Here is a 17703-nt window from a genome sequence, read left to right as displayed (position 1 = left end):
CAGCTGATGGCGGATCAGACACTGCGGGAGGAAGTCCTCGCGGCTCGGCGGATCGTCGTCAAGGTCGGCTCCTCCTCGCTCACCACCGCGGCCGGCGGCCTGGACGCCGACCGGGTGGACGCGCTGGTGGACACCCTCGCCAAGGTGCGCAACCGGCCGGACGCACCCGAGGTGGTGCTGGTCTCCTCCGGAGCCATCGCGGCCGGCCTGGCCCCGCTCGGGCTGGACAGGCGCCCCAGCGACCTGGCCCGGCAGCAGGCGGCGGCGAGCGTCGGCCAGGGCCTGCTGGTGGCCCGGTACACCGCCTCGTTCGCGCGCTACGGCCTGCGGGTCGGCCAGGTGCTGCTGACCGCCGAGGACGCCAGCCGGCGGGCGCACTACCGCAACGCGTACCGCACGCTGGACCAGCTGCTGACGATGGGCGCGGTGCCGATCGTCAACGAGAACGACACGGTCGCCACCGCCGAAATCAGGTTCGGTGACAACGACCGGCTGGCCGCGCTGGTGGCCCACCTGGTCCGCGCCGACCTGCTGGTGCTGCTGTCCGACGTGGACGGCCTGTACGACGGCGACCCGAGCAAGCCCGGCACCAGCAGGATCGACCTGGTGGGCGGCCCCGAGGACATCGCGCACGTGGAGATCGGCAGCGCCGGCAAGGCGGGCGTCGGCACCGGCGGCATGGTCACCAAGGTCGAGGCGGCCCGGATCGCGACCGGCGCCGGCATCCCGGTGGTGCTGACCGCCGCCAGCCACGCCGCCGACGCGCTGGCCGGGCGCCGGACCGGCACCCTGTTCCGGCGCACCGGCAGCCGCTCCGCGGACCGGCTGCTCTGGCTGGAGCACGCGTCCACCCCGCGCGGCGCGCTGACCCTGGACGACGGCGCGGTGGCGGCCGTGCTGCACGGTGGCGCGTCGCTGCTGCCCGCCGGGGTGACCAAGGTGGACGGGGACTTCGCCGCGGGCGATCCCGTCGACCTTCTTGGCGAAAACGGTCACATCGTCGCCCGCGGGCTGGTCAACTTTGATGCGAGGGAGCTGCCCCGGCTGCTCGGCCGCTCCACCCGGGAACTCGCCCAGGAGCTCGGCGCCGCGTACGAGCGCGAGGTCGTGCACCGGGACGACCTGGTCGTCCTGCGCGGCTGACGGGGCCGACGGGGGTGGCTACGGGCGGGCCGTTCGGGCCCGTGGACGCGACACCGCTGAACAGGAGGCCGCCGGTGGGACGCAGGCGGGAGGAAGCACTGCCCGAGCGGGCAGCCGTCGGTCAGCGACGGCTCACCAGCATCACCGGCGGCCGGTCCGCCGCCGAGCGGGACGGCGGCGCGGTCCGGGAGCGCGCCGCCCGGCCGTCCGAGGCACGGGCGGACGGGCCCGACGACGAGGGGGCGGAGCGCGAGCAGGGGCGGCTGTGGCACGTGGTGCTCAGCGTCGCCGGGCGGGTGACGCCGCTCGCCGAGCTGCGGGCGGGGCTGGAGCGGCTGGCGCACGACCACTCGTTCTTCCTGACCGCGCGCTACGCGGCCGACCACGCGGAGATCCGCTACTGGGAGGAGGCGCGCGACCTGCACGACGCGGCGGCGATCGCGCTGCGGCTGTGGGGCGAGCACAAGGCCTCGGCCAACCTCCCGCCGTGGGAGATCGTCGGCCTGGAGGTGGTCGACCGGGCCACCTACCACCAGCGCGTCGCGGAGGGCTTCGGCGACCCGCCCCCGCAACTGGGCAGCGTCCAGCCGTACTGACCGGGTGACCGTCTGCTGAAACGGTTGGCGGCCCGCGGGGGCGCACTCGCTACCCTTGCCGCATGAGCGATCTCTCCGTTGCCGACAGCCCCGTCCTCGCCACCGCGCGCCGTGCCCGGGAGGCGGCCGCCGTGCTCGCCCCGCTGCCGCGCAGTGTCAAGGACGCCGCACTGGTGGCGATCGCCGACGCGCTGGTGGCGCGGGCGGCGGAGATCACCGCGGCGAACGCCGAGGACGTGGCGCGGGCCCGCGAGGCGGGCACCGCGGAGTCGGTGATCGACCGGCTGACCCTGGACGAGGAGCGGATCGCGGCCATCGCCGACGACGTCCGCAAGGTGGTCGGCCTGCCCGACCCGGTCGGCGAGGTGATCCGCGGGTACACGCTGCCCAACGGGCTGGACGTGCGCCAGGTGCGGGTGCCGCTCGGCGTGGTCGGGATCATCTACGAGGCCCGCCCGAACGTGACGGTCGACGCGGCGGCGCTCTGCCTGAAGTCGGGCAACGCGGTGCTGCTGCGCGGCTCGGCCTCGGCGTACCGGTCGAACACCGCGCTGGTGGAGGTGGTGCGCGCCGCGGTGGCCTCCGCGGGCGTGCCGGCCGACGCGGTGCAGCTGGTGCCGGGCGAGAGCCGGGACTCGGTGCAGGAGCTGATGCGGGCCCGCGGCCTGGTGGACGTGCTGATCCCGCGCGGCGGCGCCTCGCTGATCCGCACCGTGGTGGAGGGTTCCACCGTCCCGGTGATCGAGACCGGCACCGGCAACTGCCACGTGTACGTGGACGCGCAGGCGGACCTGGCGATGGCGGTCGGCATCCTGCTGAACTCCAAGGCGCAGCGGGTCAGCGTGTGCAACGCCGCCGAGACGCTGCTGGTCCACCAGGACGTCGCGGACGCGTTCCTGCCGCAGGCGCTCGCCGCGCTGGCCGGGGCGGGTGTGACGGTGCACGGCGACGACGCGGTGCTGAAGGCGGCCGAGGGCACCGGGGCGACGGTGGTGCCGGCGACGGACGAGGACTGGGCGGCGGAGTACCTGTCGTACGACATCGCCGCGGCCGTGGTGCCCTCGCTGGACGAGGCGGTGGCGCACATCCGGCGCTGGACCTCGGGGCACACCGAGGCGATCGTGACCACCTCGCAGGCGGCGGCGCGCCGCTTCACGCAACTGGTGGACTCGACGACGGTCGCGGTCAACGCCTCGACCCGGTTCACCGACGGGGGTGAGTTCGGTTTCGGCGCGGAGATCGGGATCTCCACCCAGAAGCTGCACGCGCGCGGCCCGATGGGCCTGCCGGAGCTGACCTCGACCAAGTACATCGTGACTGGTGACGGCCATGTCCGCGGTGAGGCGACGCAGACCGTCGGGGGCTGACCGGCTCCGCCCGGGTGCCGTACGGGTGCTGAACGGCCCAATCGGTGCACCCGGGTGACGGAGCAACTGCGGGGAGCCACAGACAAATCGTCCGCCCGGTAATACGCTGAATCCGTGGCTGAGGATGTGGGGGGCTCGCCGTACTCCGACGGCGCCGACCACGGTGGTGCGGACGACGAGTTCGCCACCGTGGTCTTCGACGAGGCCTTCGTCCGTTCCGCCGCCGTGCACGAGCCGAGCGCCCGGGAGCGGCAGCTGGCCGCCGCCGAGGCGCGGTTCGAGCCGGACGCCGGGCCGGGCCGGGGCTATGAGCTGACGATCTCCGGCGAGGGTCTGCCGCTGGAGCTGCGTCCGCACCCGGAGGGTCTGGACGACGACCGGTACTTCCCGGATCCGTGGTCCGGCCGCGACCGGGCCCGCCGGCGGTCCCGCTGGGGCAGGGTCGGCTTCGACCCGCTGGCGGCCGGGCACGGCCGGCAGGTGGCGCAGCAGCGCTGGCACCGGCCGGTGGCCTGGGTGCTGGCGCTGGTGATGGGCGTCAGCGTGGTGGCGGTCGCGGTGGCGGCGGTCTACCGCGGGGTCGGCGGGGCGGGCGAGCCGCCGCGGCGGCCGGAGAGCGGGACGAGCACCACCGGGGCGTCCCCGGGGCCCTCGCCGTCGGTCGCGCCGGTGCCGGTGCTGGCGGCGGTGCCGGGCAGCTGAGCCGGGGTTTCCCCGCCCGGTCACGGCGCGTCGCCGAACTGTCGCGCCGGTCCTCTCGTGCCCGGCGGGGCCCGCGTCTACCCTGGTGTCATGGGTGACCCGCTCGAACCTCCCGAGGGTACGCCCGAGGGCGGTTCCGGCAACGAGGACGAGTTCCGGTCCGTCGTCTTCGACGAATCGTTCGTCCGGGCTGCGCGGATCCAGGAGCTCTCGGCGCGGGAGCGCCTGGGTGCCGGGCATCCGCGTGCCACCAAGCCGCGGGTCGGGCTCGGGCCGCTGGGCTCGCTGCCCCGGCAGGCCGTCGCCCTGATGCTGCTGGTGGTGATGGCGTTCGCCGCAGCCGTGTACTTCGGGATCAGTTCCCCCCGCCGGCAGGCGACCCCGCCGTCCGGGAACCAGCTGACCGCCGCCGTGGTGGCGCTGGCGCCGGCGGGCGCGGTCACCGCGGTCGCCGACCCCAAGGACCCGTTCGCGCCGCTGACCGGCTACGGGGTGGGGGCCGCGGGCTTCGGCATCCCGCCGGCCACGCCGACCACGCACTTCACCCGCTCCGAGGTGACCCGGGCGCTGGAGACCGTCCAGCGCTACCTGACCGCCTCCGCGCTGGCGCCCGCCACGGTGGCCCGCAGCGAGACCGGGGCGGTCCGGTCGCTGGTCACCCCGGGTGAGCAGGCGCAGTACGAGGACAGCGTCGACCACCCGCGGGACGACCAGCACCACACCGCCACCGGCTGGCTGGTGCGCTTCGACCCCGGGCAGGTGGCGCTCGCCGACGAGTCGGTGCGGGTGCGGGGTGCGGCGGAGATCGCCGAGGCGGACAACAGCACCCTGGAGATCACCACCGACCACACCTTCGTCTACGCGCTGCGCCCGGCCGGCACCACCGACGACTCCTCGGTCAGCCTGTACTGGGTGCGCCGGGAGCTGCGCTTCGAGTTCGACCGGACCGACCTGGGCTCCGGGCAGCTGCGGCTGGTGGACGCGGTGACCCAGGCCGGGCCGACGGCGTGCGGCGCGGTGCTCTCCGGCTACCTGCAGCCGGTGCTGGCCACCGCGGCGGGCGTGACCGTCCCGGCGCCGCCCGCCGTCGACCCGGGTGACCACGCGGCGCACAGCTGGCAGCTGTGCGGCGTGCTCAGGACCGGCTGAGCCGGGTCACTCCCCGTCGCGCTGCCGCCCGGCGGCGGCCGCGTTGTTGAAGGTGTCGCGGAGCTTCTCGCCGACCGTGCCGACACCGCCCGCGACGTCGCGCAGCAGGCCCATCAGCGGGTCCTTGGACTCCTTCACCGACTGCGAGTAGGAGTCGGCGGCGGCCTTCCACTGGGCACCGACCGAGGTGTCCGGGTCGTCGCCGCGGCGCGGGTAGGCGCCGGCCAGGATCGAGCGGTACTCCTCGCTCTCCGCCCACTTCTTCAGCTGGGCCACCCGGACCACCGCGAACGGGTGGGTCTGCGGCAGCACCTGGAGCAGCTTGAGCACGCCGTCGCGCAGGTCGCCCGCCTTCTCGTACTCCTCGGCCTGCTCCAGGAAGGCGTCCACGTTCATCTCGGCCAGGTTGTGGCCGCCGGCCAGCTTCATCAGGCCGCGCATCGAGGCCTGCAGGTCCTGCCCGGCGAGCAGGCCGGCCCGGTCGCAGGAGAGCTCGGCCTTGCGGAACCACTCCTTGAGCGCGGTGATCAGCGCCATGACCGCCAGGTTGCCGAGCGGGATCCAGGCGATCCGGGCGGCGAAGTTGGTGAGGATCAGCAGCATCGTCCGGTACACCGCGTGGCCGGACATCGCGTGGCCGACCTCGTGGCCGATCACCGCGCGCAGCTCCTCCTCGTCGAGCAGCTCGACCAGGCCGCTGGTGACCACGATGACCGGGGTGTCCATGCCGATGCACATGGCGTTGACGGTCGGGTCCTGGGTGACGTACAGGTCCGGGACCTTCTCCAGGTCGAGCAGGTAGGCCGCGTCCCGGACCATGTCGTACAGCTCGGGGAACTGCCGCTCGGAGGTCTTCACCGCGGTGGCCAGGAACATCAGGCGGACGCTGCGCTCGGAGACCAGGCCGGCCAGCTTCTTGAGGATCTCGTCGAAGCCGCTGAGCTTGCGCAGGGCCACCAGCGCCGAGCGGTCGGCGGGGTGCTCCCAGGCGCGGGTGGAGATCTCCGGGAAGCGCTGCCGGCGGCGGCTCGGCGTGCCCGCGCCCGTGCCCTTGGTCGTGTCGGTCATCTGCTGAGTACCTCCTGGTCGATGCCGGCACCGGCCGTGCGGCCGGCCCCCGCTGCTGTTGGCTTCAACTGCTGGCTTCAACGCCCGTGCGTGCGTACTCGTCCCCGCGAGCCACCGTAACCCGCCGGGGGTTCGGCCGGGGCGGGCCGTAAGCGCGGCTACCCTGGCTGTGCCGTACGAACAAGGAGCGCCCCGATGTCTGCTGCCGACCTGGTCCACCTCGCCGGACCGATCTCGACCGAGGCGGGCCCCGGCCTGTTCCTGCGGATCGTCCTGATCGCCTCCTTCGTGGGCGTCGGGCTGCTCGCCTGGATCCTGGTCAGGGCCGGGAAGAACAACTGAGTCCCATCCAGCGTCAGACGCGGTGGGCCGCCGAGCGGTTGCGGTGAGCGCCCCCGTACGATGAGCGCGCAGGCCGCCGTGGCCCGCACGACTGGTCCCGCCGAGCCGAGAAGGTCCTGCCGAGCATGAGCACTGTTGCACTGACTGCCCTCAACAAGATCGCCGAGGGGTCCGAGGGCGGCAACCACGACAGCCTCAACCCGTACCTGACCGGTGGTGCGGCGCTGTTCATCCTCCTGCTGCTGCTCTTCATCACCACCCGCTTCAACCGCGACCGCTGAGCCCGGCGGCGGAGGGCCCCGCAGCCGTGCGGGGCTTTCCCTGCGGTCATCCGGGTCGCGTAAGGTGTGGCGCCATGAGAGAGCAGGCCGGATCCGGATCGACGGCGAAGCGGCGCCTGGGTGTGATGGGCGGCACCTTCGACCCGATCCACCACGGGCACCTGGTGGCCGCCAGCGAGGTGGCCAGCGCCTTCCACCTGGACGAGGTGATCTTCGTCCCGACCGGCCAGCCGTGGCAGAAGTCCGAGCGGCGGGTCTCGCCCGCCGAGGACCGCTACCTGATGACGGTCATCGCCACCGCGGAGAACCCGCAGTTCTCGGTCAGCCGGATCGACATCGACCGGGGCGGCGCCACCTACACCGTGGACACCCTCCGGGAGCTGCGCGCGCTGCACCCGGACGCGGAGCTCTTCTTCATCACCGGCGCCGACGCGCTCGCGCAGATCATCTCGTGGCGTTCCTCCGAGGAGCTCTTCGACCTCGCGCACTTCATCGGCTGCACCCGGCCGGGCCATACTCTCTCCGACACCGGACTGCCGGTCGGCGGGGTCTCGCTGGTCGAGGTCCCGGCGCTCGCCATCTCCTCCACCGACTGCCGGGTGCGCGTCGCCAAGGGTGAGCCGATCTGGTACCTGGTGCCGGACGGCGTGGTCCGATACATCCACAAGCGGGCGCTGTACGCGCCGGCCCAGCCCTGATTCCGAGGGGGACGGCGTGACCGAGGACCAGGGCTGGTACGGACAGCAGGGGCAGCAGTACCCGCAGGACCCGTACCACCAGCAGCAGCCGCAGTACGACCAGTACGGCCGGCCGGTCTACCCGCAGCAGCAGGACCCGTACTACCCGCAGCAGCAGCAGTACGAGCAGCAGCAGTACGACCAGCCGCAGTACGACCAGTACGGGCGGCCGGTCCACCCGCAGCAGCCGCAGGAGTACTACCAGCAGCCGTACCCGCAGCAGGAGTACTACCAGCCGCAGCCGGTGCAGCCGGTCGCGCAGCCGCAGTCCGTGCAGCCGGTCGCGCCGCCGCCCGCCGCCGCTCCGCCGGTGCGGGCGCCGCGGCCCCGGCAGGCCGAGCCGGAGCCGGTCGTGGACGAGGGCCCCTCCGAGCGGGTCGGCGGCAGCCGGGCCGCCCGTGCGTCGGCGGACTCGTACACCACCGGGGAGTTCACCTTCGTCGACGAGGTGACGGAGGAGTCCCAGGACGCCATCGACTGGCTGAAGTTCGCCGAGTCGCGCAGCGAGGTGCGGGCCGAGCGCCGGCGCCGGCTGCGCAACCGGCTGATCGGCGCCGCGGTGGCGCTGGCGCTGGTCGGCGGCGGCGTCGGCGGCTACCTGTGGTGGAACCGCGAGGAGACCGCGGCGAAGGCGGCCGGCGGCCGTGCGGTGAACGTGGTCCACCTGCGCGACCTGACCGGCAAGGTCACCACCGCCCTGCTGGTCGACGACGAGTCGGGCCGCAAGGGCTCGGTGCTGCTGCTGCCCGACACGCTGAAGCTGCCGAGCAACGGCGACTCGGCGACCACCACGGTCGGCCAGTCGCTGGACGCGGTCGGCGCCTCCGCCACCCGCGACGGCCTGGGCACGGTGCTCGGCGCCAAGGTGGACGGCACCTGGCGGCTGGACACCCCGTTCCTGCAGCTGCTGGTCGCGCAGCTGGGCGGGGTCAAGGTGGACGTCAACGCCACGGTCCGGGAGAACAACAAGGCCGACGGCAAGGTGCTCGCCCAGCCGGGCAAGCAGGTGCTGCTGAGCGGTGTGGCCTCCGTGGCGTACGCCACCCTGCAGAACCCGGGGGAGACCCGGGACGCCCAGCTGGCCCGGTTCGGGCAGGTGCTGGAGGCGGTGATCCGGACCATGCCGACCGACCTGGCCTCGGCCACCGACGACGTGCACCGGATGAACTCGGTGGCCGACCCCTCGCTGCCGGAGAGCGCGCTGGCCGGCGTGCTGGCGCAGCTCGCGCAGCTGGCCAAGGACGGCAAGGTCGCCACCAGCACGCTGAAGACCCGGCCGGACGGCACCCTGGACGAGGCCACGGCCGGCGCCCAGGTGAAGGAGATCCTCGGCGGCGTGGTGCAGAACGCCAAGGGCACCGGCGGTTCCACCCGGGTGGCGGTCGTCAACGCCTCCGGCAGCGACGCGGCCGGGACCTCGGCCGGCGTCCAGGTGCAGAACGCCGGTCTGGACGCGCTGCCCGCCAGCAAGGCGCCCGCCGTACAGGCCGCTTCGGAGATCCGCTACGCCGACGACGCCAAGCAGGCGGCCGCGAAGTCGCTGGCCGTCAGCCTCGGACTGCCGGAGACCGCGGTGAAGAAGGTCACCGACGCGCAGAACGCGGATCTGGTGCTGGTGGTGGGCAAGGACTACCAGGTGCCGAAAACGCCGTGACGGGCGTGAGATCCTGGAAGGCGTACCCCCGATCTGCCGAGCCGGAAGAGCATCGTGACCGTCACCGACCGTAGCCAGGAACTCATCACCGTCGCCGCCCAGGCGGCGGCCGACAAGCTGGCCCACGACATCATCGCCTTCGACGTCAGCGAGGTGCTGTCGATCACCGACGCCTTCGTGATCGCCTCGGCCGCCAACGACCGCCAGGTCCGCGCGATCGCCGAGGAGATCGAGGACCAGCTGCGCGAGAAGCTGGACACCAAGCCGGTCCGCCGGGAGGGTGAGCGCGAGGGCCGCTGGATCCTGCTGGACTACCTGGACATCGTGGTCCACGTCCAGCACTCCGAGGAGCGCTCCTTCTACTCCCTCGACCGGCTCTGGAAGGACTGCCCCGAGCTGCCGATCCCGGAGGACGCGATGGCCACCCGCAACCGCCCGGAGAACGCCGTCACCGACACCGCGGGCAACGCCGTGGCCCCCGCCGACGACTTCGGGGCCGACCACTGAGCCGCGGCGCGGCCGGGCCGCGGATCGTCTTCTGGCGGCACGGCCAGACCTCCTGGAACCTGGAGTCCCGGTTCCAGGGGACGACCGACATCGCGCTGACCGACCAGGGCGTCTTCCAGGCGCAGCGGGCGGCCCGGCTGCTCGCCGCGCTCAAGCCGGACCTGCTGATCTCCTCCGACCTCCAGCGGGCCCGGCGCACCGCCGCCGAGCTGGCGCGGCTCACCGGGCTGGAGGTGGACCACCACGAGGGCCTGCGGGAGACCTACGCGGGCGAGTGGCAGGGGCTGACCAACTCCGAGATCCGGGCCCGCTACCCGGAGGAGTACGAGGCCTGGTCGCGCGGTGAGCCGGTCCGGCGCGGCGGCGGCGAGCTGGCCACCGAGGTGGCCGACCGCGCGGTGCCGGTGGTGCTGGACGCGGTCGACAAGCTGCCCGACAACGGCACCGTCGTGGTGGTCAGCCACGGCGGCACCATCCGCACCATGATCGGGCGGCTGCTCGACATGGAGCCGGCCCAGTGGGAGCGGTTCGGCGGCCTGTCGAACTGCTGCTGGTCGGTGATGGGCCAGGGCGCGCGCGGCTGGCGGTTGCTGGAGCACAACGCCGGCACCCTGCCGCAGCCGGTCATCGGCGACGAGACCTGACGCAGCCGGGACGCGATTTCACAGTTCCGGCTCTGACCAGCTAGAGTCTTCCTCGTTGCCAGCGAGGGACGCGGACCGGAAGGTAAGCCGAAATCGCGAGGCTGCGGGGCTATAGCTCAGTTGGTAGAGCGATTGCATGGCATGCAATAGGTCTGGAGTTCGATTCTCCATAGCTCCACTCCGCACCGATGGTCGCGAGTGGTCGGTCGTCAGTGTCGCGGGGCTATAGCTCAGTTGGTAGAGCGATTGCATGGCATGCAATAGGTCTGGAGTTCGATTCTCCATAGCTCCACAGTCTCGTGAAAGCCGCCGTCCCCAGGACGGCGGCTTTCCGCGTCAGTGCACGTGGTCGACGGCGGGCAGGCCGGGGTCGGCCACCAGGCGCTCCATCCGGCGGCGGTCCTCCGGGCCCTCCGGCGTGTAGACCACCAGGTGGCACTCGGGCGCGGCCGGGATGGTCAGGTACGCCGCCTCGAAGACCATCTCGCCGACCGCCGCGTGCCGGAACACCTTCCGCGAGGTCCGCGGCGGCGCCACCTCCTGCCGGGCCCACAGCTCGCGGAACTCCGCACTGGCCGCGCCCAGGTCCCGGAGGTACTCCTCCCAGACCGGTTCGCCGACGTGCCGCCCGTACGCGCCGCGCAGCCGCCCGACCATCCGGGGCAGCTCCTCGGCCCGGTTCAGGAACGGGTTGCAGCAGGCGGGCACGGTGAAGGCGCACCACATGGAGTTCCGCCGCCCGTCGGGCGAGCTGGGCCGGGTCGCGCCCGGGAAGAGCGCGTCGTACGCGGCGTTGTGCAGCAGCACGTCGTACCGGCCGTTGGAGATCGCGGCGGGCATCGGGTCCAGGGCGTCCAGGATCACCTGGCAGGTGCGGTCCAGCACCGGTGCGGCCGGGCCGGCCTGCGGGGTCGGCGTCCCGGCCAGCCGGAACAGGTGGTCGCGCTCGGCCGCGTCCAGCCGCAGCGCCCGGGCCACCGCGGTGAGCACCTGCGCGCTGGCGTTGATCGGGCGGCCCTGCTCCAGCCACGTGTACCAGGTGACCCCGACGCCGGCGAGCTGCGCCAGCTCCTCCCGGCGCAGGCCCGGGGTGCGGCGGCGCGGCCCGGGCGGCAGGCCCACCGCCTCCGGGCTCACCCGGGCCCGGCAGGCGCGCAGGAACGCGGCCAGCTCGGTGCGTCGCTGCTCGGGCCCGCTCCGCGGGCGCGCGGCTTCCTCGATCACGTTCGTCCCCCCGTCGTGACGGCCCGCCTGGTGCTGCCGGTACCAGGATCAGCAGGCTCTAACCACCAGTATGCGAGGCGCCCCACGATGGTCCCATGACGGACCTTCAGACCCGCCCCGCCGTCGCGGCGGCCGCCCCGGGCGGCCCGCGGCCGGGTGCGTTGCTCACCCTGATCCTGGCCGGACAGCTGATGGCGGTGCTCGACATCGCCATCGTCAACGTCGCGGTCCCGACCATCCGGGCCGACCTGCACGCCACCGGCGCCGCCCTGCAGCTGGTGGTGGCCGGCTACACGATCGCGTACGCGGTGCTGCTGATCACCGGTGCCCGGCTCGGCGCCCGGTACGGCTACGCCCGGCTGTTCCGGTACGGGCTGGCCGGCTTCACCGCGGCCTCGCTGGCCTGCGGGCTGGCGCCGGGGACGGAGGCGCTGATCGGCTTCCGGGTGCTGCAGGGCGTCGGGGCGGCGGTGATGGTGCCTCAGGTGATGAGCCTGATCCAGCGGACCTTCACCGGCCCGGCCCGGGTGCGGGCGCTCGGGCTGTACTCGGCGGTGCTGGCCGGCGGGATGGCCGCCGGGCAGGTGCTCGGCGGGCTGCTGGTCAGCGCGGACCTGTTCGGCGCCGGCTGGCGGCCGGTGTTCCTGGTCAACGTGCCGCTCGGCGTGGCGCTGCTGCTCGCCGGGCGCCGGCTGCTGCCGGCCGCGCCGGGCGATCCGGGCCGCCGCTTCGACGTGCCCGGCCTGGTGGTGCTGGCCCTCGCGCTGGGGCTGCTGGTGGTGCCGCTGGTGCTCGGCCACGAGCTGGGCTGGCCCGCCTGGGGCTGGGTGATGCTGGCCGGCAGCGGGGTGCTGTTCGCCGTCTTCGCGGCGGTGGAGCGGCGGGTCGCCGCGCGCGGCGGCCAGCCGTTGGTCCCGGCGCGGGTGCTGCGCGCGCCCGGGCTGCTGCCGGCCGCCGGGGCGGTGTTCCTGGTGATGGCGGGCTTCGCGGGGTTCATGTTCGCCTTCGCGCTGCACCAGCAGGCCGGGCTCGGGCACAGCGCGCTGAAGGCCGGGCTGCTGTCCGCGCCGGTCGCGGTCGGCTTCGGCCTCTCCAGCCTGCACTGGCAGCGGCTGCCCGCCCGGCTGCACCGGGTGCTGCCGGTGCTCGCCCTGGCCCTGGTCGCGCCCGCCTACCTGGCGACCGGGTGGCTGCTGCGCGACGGCGGCCCGGTCGACCTGGTCGCCGAGCTGGTGCTCACCGGGCTCGGCCTGGCGGCCGGGTGCGCGTACAGCCCGCTGTTCGGCCGGGCGCTGGCCCGGGTCGACCCGGCGGACGCCGCCGACGCCAGCGGCGTGGTGGTCACCCTGGTGCAGCTCGGCCAGGTGGTCGGCGTCGCCGTGCTCGGCACGGTCTTCCTCGGCCGGGTCCGCTTCCCGGCCACCGCCGCGGCCTCCGGCCACGCGCTGTGGACTGCCGACGCGGTGATCACCGGAGCCCTGGTGCTGGCCGCGCTGTCCGCGCTGGCGGGGACGCGGAACCGCGGGAAAGTGAATTAGGGGCACGGTCCCCGACCGTGTACAGTTGTCGATGTCGCCGGGGGAAACGCCGGGGACAGCGACACGGGGCTATAGCTCAGTTGGTAGAGCGATTGCATGGCATGCAATAGGTCTGGAGTTCGATTCTCCATAGCTCCACAGTGAATTGAGAGGCCGTCGCCCGATCCGGGTGACGGCCTCTCGCGTTTCCCCGAACCGCCTTACGGGCGGGGTGCCGCGGGCGCTACGGTCGGATCCATGGCCGATCTGGAACGGAAGCGGAACGAGGAGCTGGCGCGGATACTGCACCAGCTGGGGTGGAGCCCGGAGCGGCTGGCCCGGGAGGTCAGCGCCGTCCTTCCGTCCGGGCTGGCGATCAGCTCCACCGCGCCGTACAAGTGGCGGGACCGCGGCATGGTGCCGCGCTCGCCGCACGACCAGACGGTCTGCGAGGTGCTCGGCCGGGCCGTCGGCATCGCCGTCACCTACGAGCAGCTGTGGGGCCAGATGGGCTCCAACCGCGGCGCCAAGGTGCTCTCGCCGCGGCTGCTCACCGACCCGTGGACGGCCGACACCGCGCAGACCGCACTGCGCGAGGCGGGCGCCGACGCGGCACCGGTCCGGCTGACCGACCTGTTCCGCGGCGACGAGCTGGAGCAGGCCGCCCGGCACTGGGCCTCGCCGCCGCCCGAGGTGACCGGCGGCGAGGGCGCGCTGCGGATCGCCCCCGAGCAGCTCGCCGACCTGCGGCTGAGCTACGAGTCCAAGCAGCGCCTGGAGCGGGCCTACGGCGGCGGCCTGATCCTGGACCCGGCCAAGGCGGAGCTGGCGATGGTCGGCAAGCTGCTGGAACTCGGCTCCTACGACGAGGCGCTCGGCCGGGAGCTCTACGGCGCCGCCAGCCGGCTCGCCCGGCTGGTCGGCTGGGCCGCCTACGACCTGGGCCACGACGCCGCCGCGCAGCGGGCGTTCGTCGCGGCGCTGCGGGCGGCGCACGTCTCCGGCGACCCGCGGCTCGGGGTCGGCGTGGTGGGCTGCCTCGCGGTGCAGGCCACCTACAACTCGGGCGGCCGGGGCCTGGACCCGGTCGCCATGCTGTCCACCGCGCTGCGCGCCGCGGACGAGGTGCTGACCCCGCGTGAGCGGGCCCTGCAGCTGGGCCGGATCGCCCGGGCGCACGGCCGCAAGGGCGAGCAGTTCAGCGCGGAGGCGGTCGCCGAGCGGGCGTTCCGGGCGTTGGAGGGCCCGGAGTCGGGGCCGCAGGAGCGGGCCGACCTGGAGGGCATGGTGGGGGAGGCGTACCTGTTCCTCGGCGAGCACGAGCGGGCCCGGGAACTGCTCTCCCGGGCGATCTCCGAGCTGTCGCCCGAGCGGGCCCGGGGCCGGGCGCTGCTGATGGTCCGGCTGGCCGACTCCTACCGGCGCACCGGGGACCTCGACGAGGCGGTCCGGGCCGCCGACCGGGCCAGGCTGCTGGCGGCCGGCATGCAGTCGGCGCGGGTCGCGCGGGCGCTGCGCGACTTCGACTCGGCCCTGCGGGCGGAGTAGGCCGGCCCCGCGGGCGGAGCAGGTAGGTCTCGCGGGCGGAGCGGGTCGGCCCCGCGCGGCTTCGACGGGGCCTCGCGGGCGGAGCGGCGGCGCCGAGGGGCGGAATGTCAGGCGGGAGGAGGTGGGGCGTGCGGTACCCTGAGGCCATGCGAACCGTGCGCCTGCTGCTTAGCCGGCCGCGCTGACCAGGACCGGCCGAGGCCGGAGTCAGCGTGGCGACCCCTCCTGCGGAGGGGTTTTCTGCTTTCTACGGTGTGTTCGCTGACTGATGACGATGGAGCCCGAAGGACCATGAGCGAGACGACCCCCGCTTCCGGCGCGGCCGAAGCCGCCACCGAGCCTTTCCGCTACGGCGCCGCGCTGGCCGCCGAGATCGAGTCCCGCTGGCAGGACCTGTGGGAGAAGGAGGGGACGTTCAACGCCCCCAACCCCACCGGTCCGCTGGCCGACGGCTCCGAGGTCTCCGGGAAGCCGCACAGCTTCATCATGGACATGTTCCCGTACCCGTCCGGCGCGGGCCTGCACGTCGGCCACCCGCTGGGGTACATCGCCACCGACGTGTACGCCCGCTACCAGCGGATGACCGGCCACAACGTGCTGCACACCCTGGGCTACGACGCCTTCGGCCTGCCCGCCGAGCAGTACGCGGTGCAGACCGGCACCCACCCGCGGGTGTCCACCGAGGCCAACATCGCCAACATGCGCCAGCAGCTGCGCCGGCTGGGCCTGGGCCACGACTCGCGCCGCTCGATCTCCACGATCGACCCGGACTACTACCGCTGGACCCAGTGGATCTTTCTGCAGATCTTCAACTCCTGGTACGACGCCGAGGCCGGCAGGGCCCGCCCGATCGCCGAGCTGATCGGCCAGTTCGAGTCCGGCGCCCGTGAGGTCCCGGGCGGCCGCGGCTGGTCCGAGCTGTCCGGCGTCGAGCGCGACGAGGTGCTGAGCGAGTACCGCCTGGCGTACTCCAAGGAGGTGCCGGTCAACTGGTGCCCCGGCCTGGGCACCGTGCTGGCCAACGAGGAGGTCACCGCGGACGGCCGCTCCGAGCGCGGCAACTTCCCGGTCTTCAAGTCCAACCTGCGCCAGTGGATGATGCGGATCACCGCGTACTCCGACCGCCTGATCGCCGACCTGGACCTGCTGGACTGGCCCGAGGCCATCAAGCTGCAGCAGCGCAACTGGATCGGCCGCTCCGAGGGCGCCCGCGTCGACTTCGCCGTCGGCGAGGACCGGATCACCGTCTTCACCACCCGCCCGGACACCCTGTTCGGCGCCACCTACATGGTGCTGGCCCCCGAGCACGGCCTGGTCGACTCGATCGTCCCGGCCGCCTGGCCCGCCGATGTCCCCGCCGAGTGGACCGGCGGCGCCGCCACCCCGGCCGAGGCCGTGGCCGCCTACCGGGCCACCGCCGCCGCCAAGTCGGACGTCGAGCGCCAGGTCGAGGCCAAGGTCAAGACCGGCGTCTTCACCGGCGCGTACGCGACCAACCCGGTCAGCGGCGAGCAGGTCCCGGTCTTCATCGCGGACTACGTGCTGATGGGCTACGGCACCGGCGCGATCATGGCCGTCCCGGCCCACGACCACCGCGACTTCGCCTTCGCCCGCGCCTTCGCGCTGCCGATGCGCTGCGTGGTCGAGCCCACCGACGGCCGCGGCGAGGACCCGGCCGCCTGGGACGACGCCTTCGACACCTACGACTCCGTCATCGTCAACTCCGCCCGCGAGGACCTGTCGCTGGACGGGCTGAGCGTCGTCGACGCCAAGGCCCGCGTCACCGGCTGGCTGGCCGAGCGCGGCATCGGCGAGGGCACCGTCAACTACCGCCTGCGCGACTGGCTGTTCAGCCGCCAGCGGTACTGGGGCGAGCCCTTCCCGATCGTCTACGACGAGACCGGCGCCATGCACGCGCTGCCCGAGTCGATGCTGCCGGTCGAGGTCCCCGAGGTCGAGGACTACTCGCCGCACACCTACGACCCGGACGACGCCACCTCCTCGCCGAAGACCCCGCTGTCCCGCAACGAGGACTGGGTCACCGTCGAGCTGGACCTGGGCGACGGCGTCCGGACGTACCGCCGCGAGACCAACACCATGCCCAACTGGGCCGGCTCCTGCTGGTACGAGCTGCGCTACGTCGACCCGGTGAACTCCGCCCGGGTGGTCGACCCGGCCAACGAGGCGTACTGGATGGGCCCGACGGCCGAGAAGCCGGCCGGCGGCGTCGACCTGTACGTCGGCGGTGCCGAGCACGCGGTGCTGCACCTGCTGTACGCCCGCTTCTGGCACAAGGTGCTGCACGACCTGGGCCACGTGTCCTCGGTCGAGCCGTTCCACAAGCTGTTCAACCAGGGCATGATCACCGCCGACGTGTACCGCGACGAGCGGGGCTTCCCGGTCCCGGCCGCCGAGGTCGAGGAGCGGGACGGCCAGTACTCCTGGCAGGGCGAGCCGGTCAAGCGCGAGGCCGGCAAGATGGGCAAGTCCCTGAAGAACGCCGTCGCCCCCGACGAGATCGCCGACGAGTACGGCGCGGACACCCTGCGCCTGTACGAGATGTCGATGGGCCCGCTGGACGTCTCCCGCCCGTGGGACACCCGCGCCGTCGTCGGCTCGTACCGCTTCCTGCAGCGGCTGTGGCGCAACATCGTCTCGGAGACCACCGGCGAGCTGGTCGTCACCGACGAGCCCGCCGACGAGGCGACGCTGCGCGCCCTGCACAAGGCGATCGACGGCATCCGCGGCGACATGGCCGGCCTGCGCTTCAACACGGCCGTCGCCAAGGCCATCGAGCTGAACAACTACCTGGTGAAGCGCGGCTCCACCCCGCGCGAGGTGGCCGAGCAGATCGTGCTGATGGTCGCCCCGCTGGCCCCGCACATCGCCGAGGAGCTGTGGCGCCGCCTGGGCCACGAGGAGTCGCTGGCCTTCGCGGACTACCCGGTCGCCGACCCGGCGTACGTGGTGGACGAGACGGTCACCTGCGTCGTGCAGATCAAGGGCAAGGTCAAGGCCCGCCTGGAGGTCGCCCCGTCGATCTCCGACGCGGACCTGGAGGCGCTGGCCCTGGCCGACCCGGCCGTGGTCGCCGCGATCGGCGACGCGCCGGTGCGCAAGGTCATCGCCCGCGCGCCGAAGCTGGTGAACATCGTCACCGGCTGACGCCGCACGGCCCCGGACCGACGGTCCCCGTTCTCGCTGGTGAGTGCCGGCGGGGGCGG

The 17703-nt window shown here is 73.5% G+C and carries 16 protein-coding genes and 3 tRNA genes; 17 read left to right on the top strand and 2 right to left on the bottom strand.

Going from position 1 to position 17703, the window contains the following annotated elements; translation table 11 throughout:
* The first annotated feature begins 6 nt into the window (after positions 1-6).
* The 5 genes from proB (at position 7) to ABEB06_RS13110 (ending at position 4957) form a co-directional block, all read left to right on the top strand.
* Positions 7-1143: a glutamate 5-kinase gene (gene proB, locus ABEB06_RS13130; protein ID WP_345697038.1), complete on the top strand. Its 1137-nt coding sequence runs from the start codon at positions 7-9 to the stop codon at positions 1141-1143.
* Between the two features lie 74 nt (positions 1144-1217).
* Positions 1218-1739, top strand: a complete 522-nt coding sequence (locus ABEB06_RS13125) for a hypothetical protein (RefSeq protein ID WP_345697037.1) — start codon at positions 1218-1220, stop codon at positions 1737-1739.
* Positions 1740-1801: 62 nt separating this feature from the next.
* Positions 1802-3106, top strand: coding sequence for a glutamate-5-semialdehyde dehydrogenase (locus ABEB06_RS13120; RefSeq protein ID WP_345697036.1), 1305 nt, complete (start codon positions 1802-1804; stop codon positions 3104-3106).
* A 114-nt stretch (positions 3107-3220) separates the two neighbouring features.
* A complete protein-coding gene (locus tag ABEB06_RS13115) occupies positions 3221-3808 on the top strand; it encodes an SCO2584 family spore wall biosynthesis protein (protein WP_345697035.1) in 588 nt (195 codons plus the stop codon).
* Positions 3809-3898: 90 nt separating this feature from the next.
* Entirely contained in the window at positions 3899-4957 is a 1059-nt protein-coding gene (locus ABEB06_RS13110) for an SCO2583 family membrane protein (protein WP_345697034.1), read from the top strand.
* Between the two features lie 6 nt (positions 4958-4963).
* Here ABEB06_RS13110 and ABEB06_RS13105 read toward each other — a convergent pair whose 3' ends face one another.
* Positions 4964-6025, bottom strand: a complete 1062-nt coding sequence (locus ABEB06_RS13105) for a M48 family metallopeptidase (RefSeq protein ID WP_345697033.1) — start codon at positions 6023-6025, stop codon at positions 4964-4966.
* Between the two features lie 195 nt (positions 6026-6220).
* Between ABEB06_RS13105 and ABEB06_RS13100 the strand changes: the two genes are divergently transcribed.
* The 8 genes from ABEB06_RS13100 to ABEB06_RS13065 all read left to right on the top strand — a co-directional run bounded on the left by ABEB06_RS13100 (position 6221) and on the right by ABEB06_RS13065 (position 10482).
* Positions 6221-6367, top strand: coding sequence for a hypothetical protein (locus ABEB06_RS13100; RefSeq protein ID WP_345697032.1), 147 nt, complete (start codon positions 6221-6223; stop codon positions 6365-6367).
* Between the two features lie 125 nt (positions 6368-6492).
* Positions 6493-6648: a hypothetical protein gene (locus ABEB06_RS13095; RefSeq protein ID WP_345697031.1), complete on the top strand. Its 156-nt coding sequence runs from the start codon at positions 6493-6495 to the stop codon at positions 6646-6648.
* Positions 6649-6722: 74 nt separating this feature from the next.
* Positions 6723-7346, top strand: coding sequence for a nicotinate-nucleotide adenylyltransferase (gene nadD / locus ABEB06_RS13090; protein ID WP_345697030.1), 624 nt, complete (start codon positions 6723-6725; stop codon positions 7344-7346).
* A gap of 16 nt (positions 7347-7362) precedes the next feature.
* Positions 7363-9039 (top strand): LCP family protein, encoded by a 1677-nt coding sequence (locus ABEB06_RS13085; protein ID WP_345697029.1) that lies wholly within the window; start codon positions 7363-7365, stop codon positions 9037-9039.
* A 54-nt stretch (positions 9040-9093) separates the two neighbouring features.
* On the top strand, positions 9094-9546 hold the full coding sequence (rsfS, locus tag ABEB06_RS13080) for a ribosome silencing factor (protein ID WP_345697028.1): 453 nt from the start codon (positions 9094-9096) through the stop codon (positions 9544-9546).
* The gene (locus ABEB06_RS13075; RefSeq protein WP_345701828.1) at positions 9543-10190 is read left to right on the top strand and encodes a histidine phosphatase family protein; all 648 of its coding nucleotides are present in this window, start codon (positions 9543-9545) and stop codon (positions 10188-10190) included. Before rsfS ends, ABEB06_RS13075 begins: the two co-directional genes overlap by 4 nt.
* A gap of 105 nt (positions 10191-10295) precedes the next feature.
* Positions 10296-10368 (top strand) — tRNA-Ala (locus ABEB06_RS13070).
* A 41-nt stretch (positions 10369-10409) separates the two neighbouring features.
* A tRNA-Ala gene (locus tag ABEB06_RS13065) sits at positions 10410-10482 on the top strand.
* A gap of 44 nt (positions 10483-10526) precedes the next feature.
* On the opposite strand, the gene ABEB06_RS13060 is transcribed toward ABEB06_RS13065, so the two are convergent.
* Positions 10527-11414, bottom strand: a complete 888-nt coding sequence (locus ABEB06_RS13060; protein ID WP_345697027.1) for a helix-turn-helix transcriptional regulator — start codon at positions 11412-11414, stop codon at positions 10527-10529.
* A gap of 95 nt (positions 11415-11509) precedes the next feature.
* Here ABEB06_RS13060 and ABEB06_RS13055 point away from each other — a divergent pair, with 95 nt between their 5' ends.
* The 4 genes from ABEB06_RS13055 (at position 11510) to leuS (ending at position 17644) form a co-directional block, all read left to right on the top strand.
* Entirely contained in the window at positions 11510-12952 is a 1443-nt protein-coding gene (locus ABEB06_RS13055) for an MFS transporter (protein WP_345697026.1), read from the top strand.
* A 65-nt stretch (positions 12953-13017) separates the two neighbouring features.
* A tRNA-Ala gene (locus tag ABEB06_RS13050) sits at positions 13018-13090 on the top strand.
* A 99-nt stretch (positions 13091-13189) separates the two neighbouring features.
* Positions 13190-14479, top strand: a complete 1290-nt coding sequence (locus tag ABEB06_RS13045) for an NsdA family TPR-like regulatory protein (RefSeq protein WP_345697025.1) — start codon at positions 13190-13192, stop codon at positions 14477-14479.
* 291 nt (positions 14480-14770) lie between these two features.
* Positions 14771-17644, top strand: a complete 2874-nt coding sequence (gene leuS, locus ABEB06_RS13040) for a leucine--tRNA ligase (protein WP_345697024.1) — start codon at positions 14771-14773, stop codon at positions 17642-17644.
* Positions 17645-17703: the final 59 nt, after the last annotated feature.

The organism is Kitasatospora terrestris (genome assembly GCF_039542905.1).
Taxonomy (GTDB): Bacteria; Actinomycetota; Actinomycetes; order Streptomycetales; family Streptomycetaceae; genus Kitasatospora; species Kitasatospora terrestris.
The sequence above is the reverse complement of the archived record's forward strand: the minus strand, read 5'-3'. Positions and strand labels throughout refer to the sequence as shown.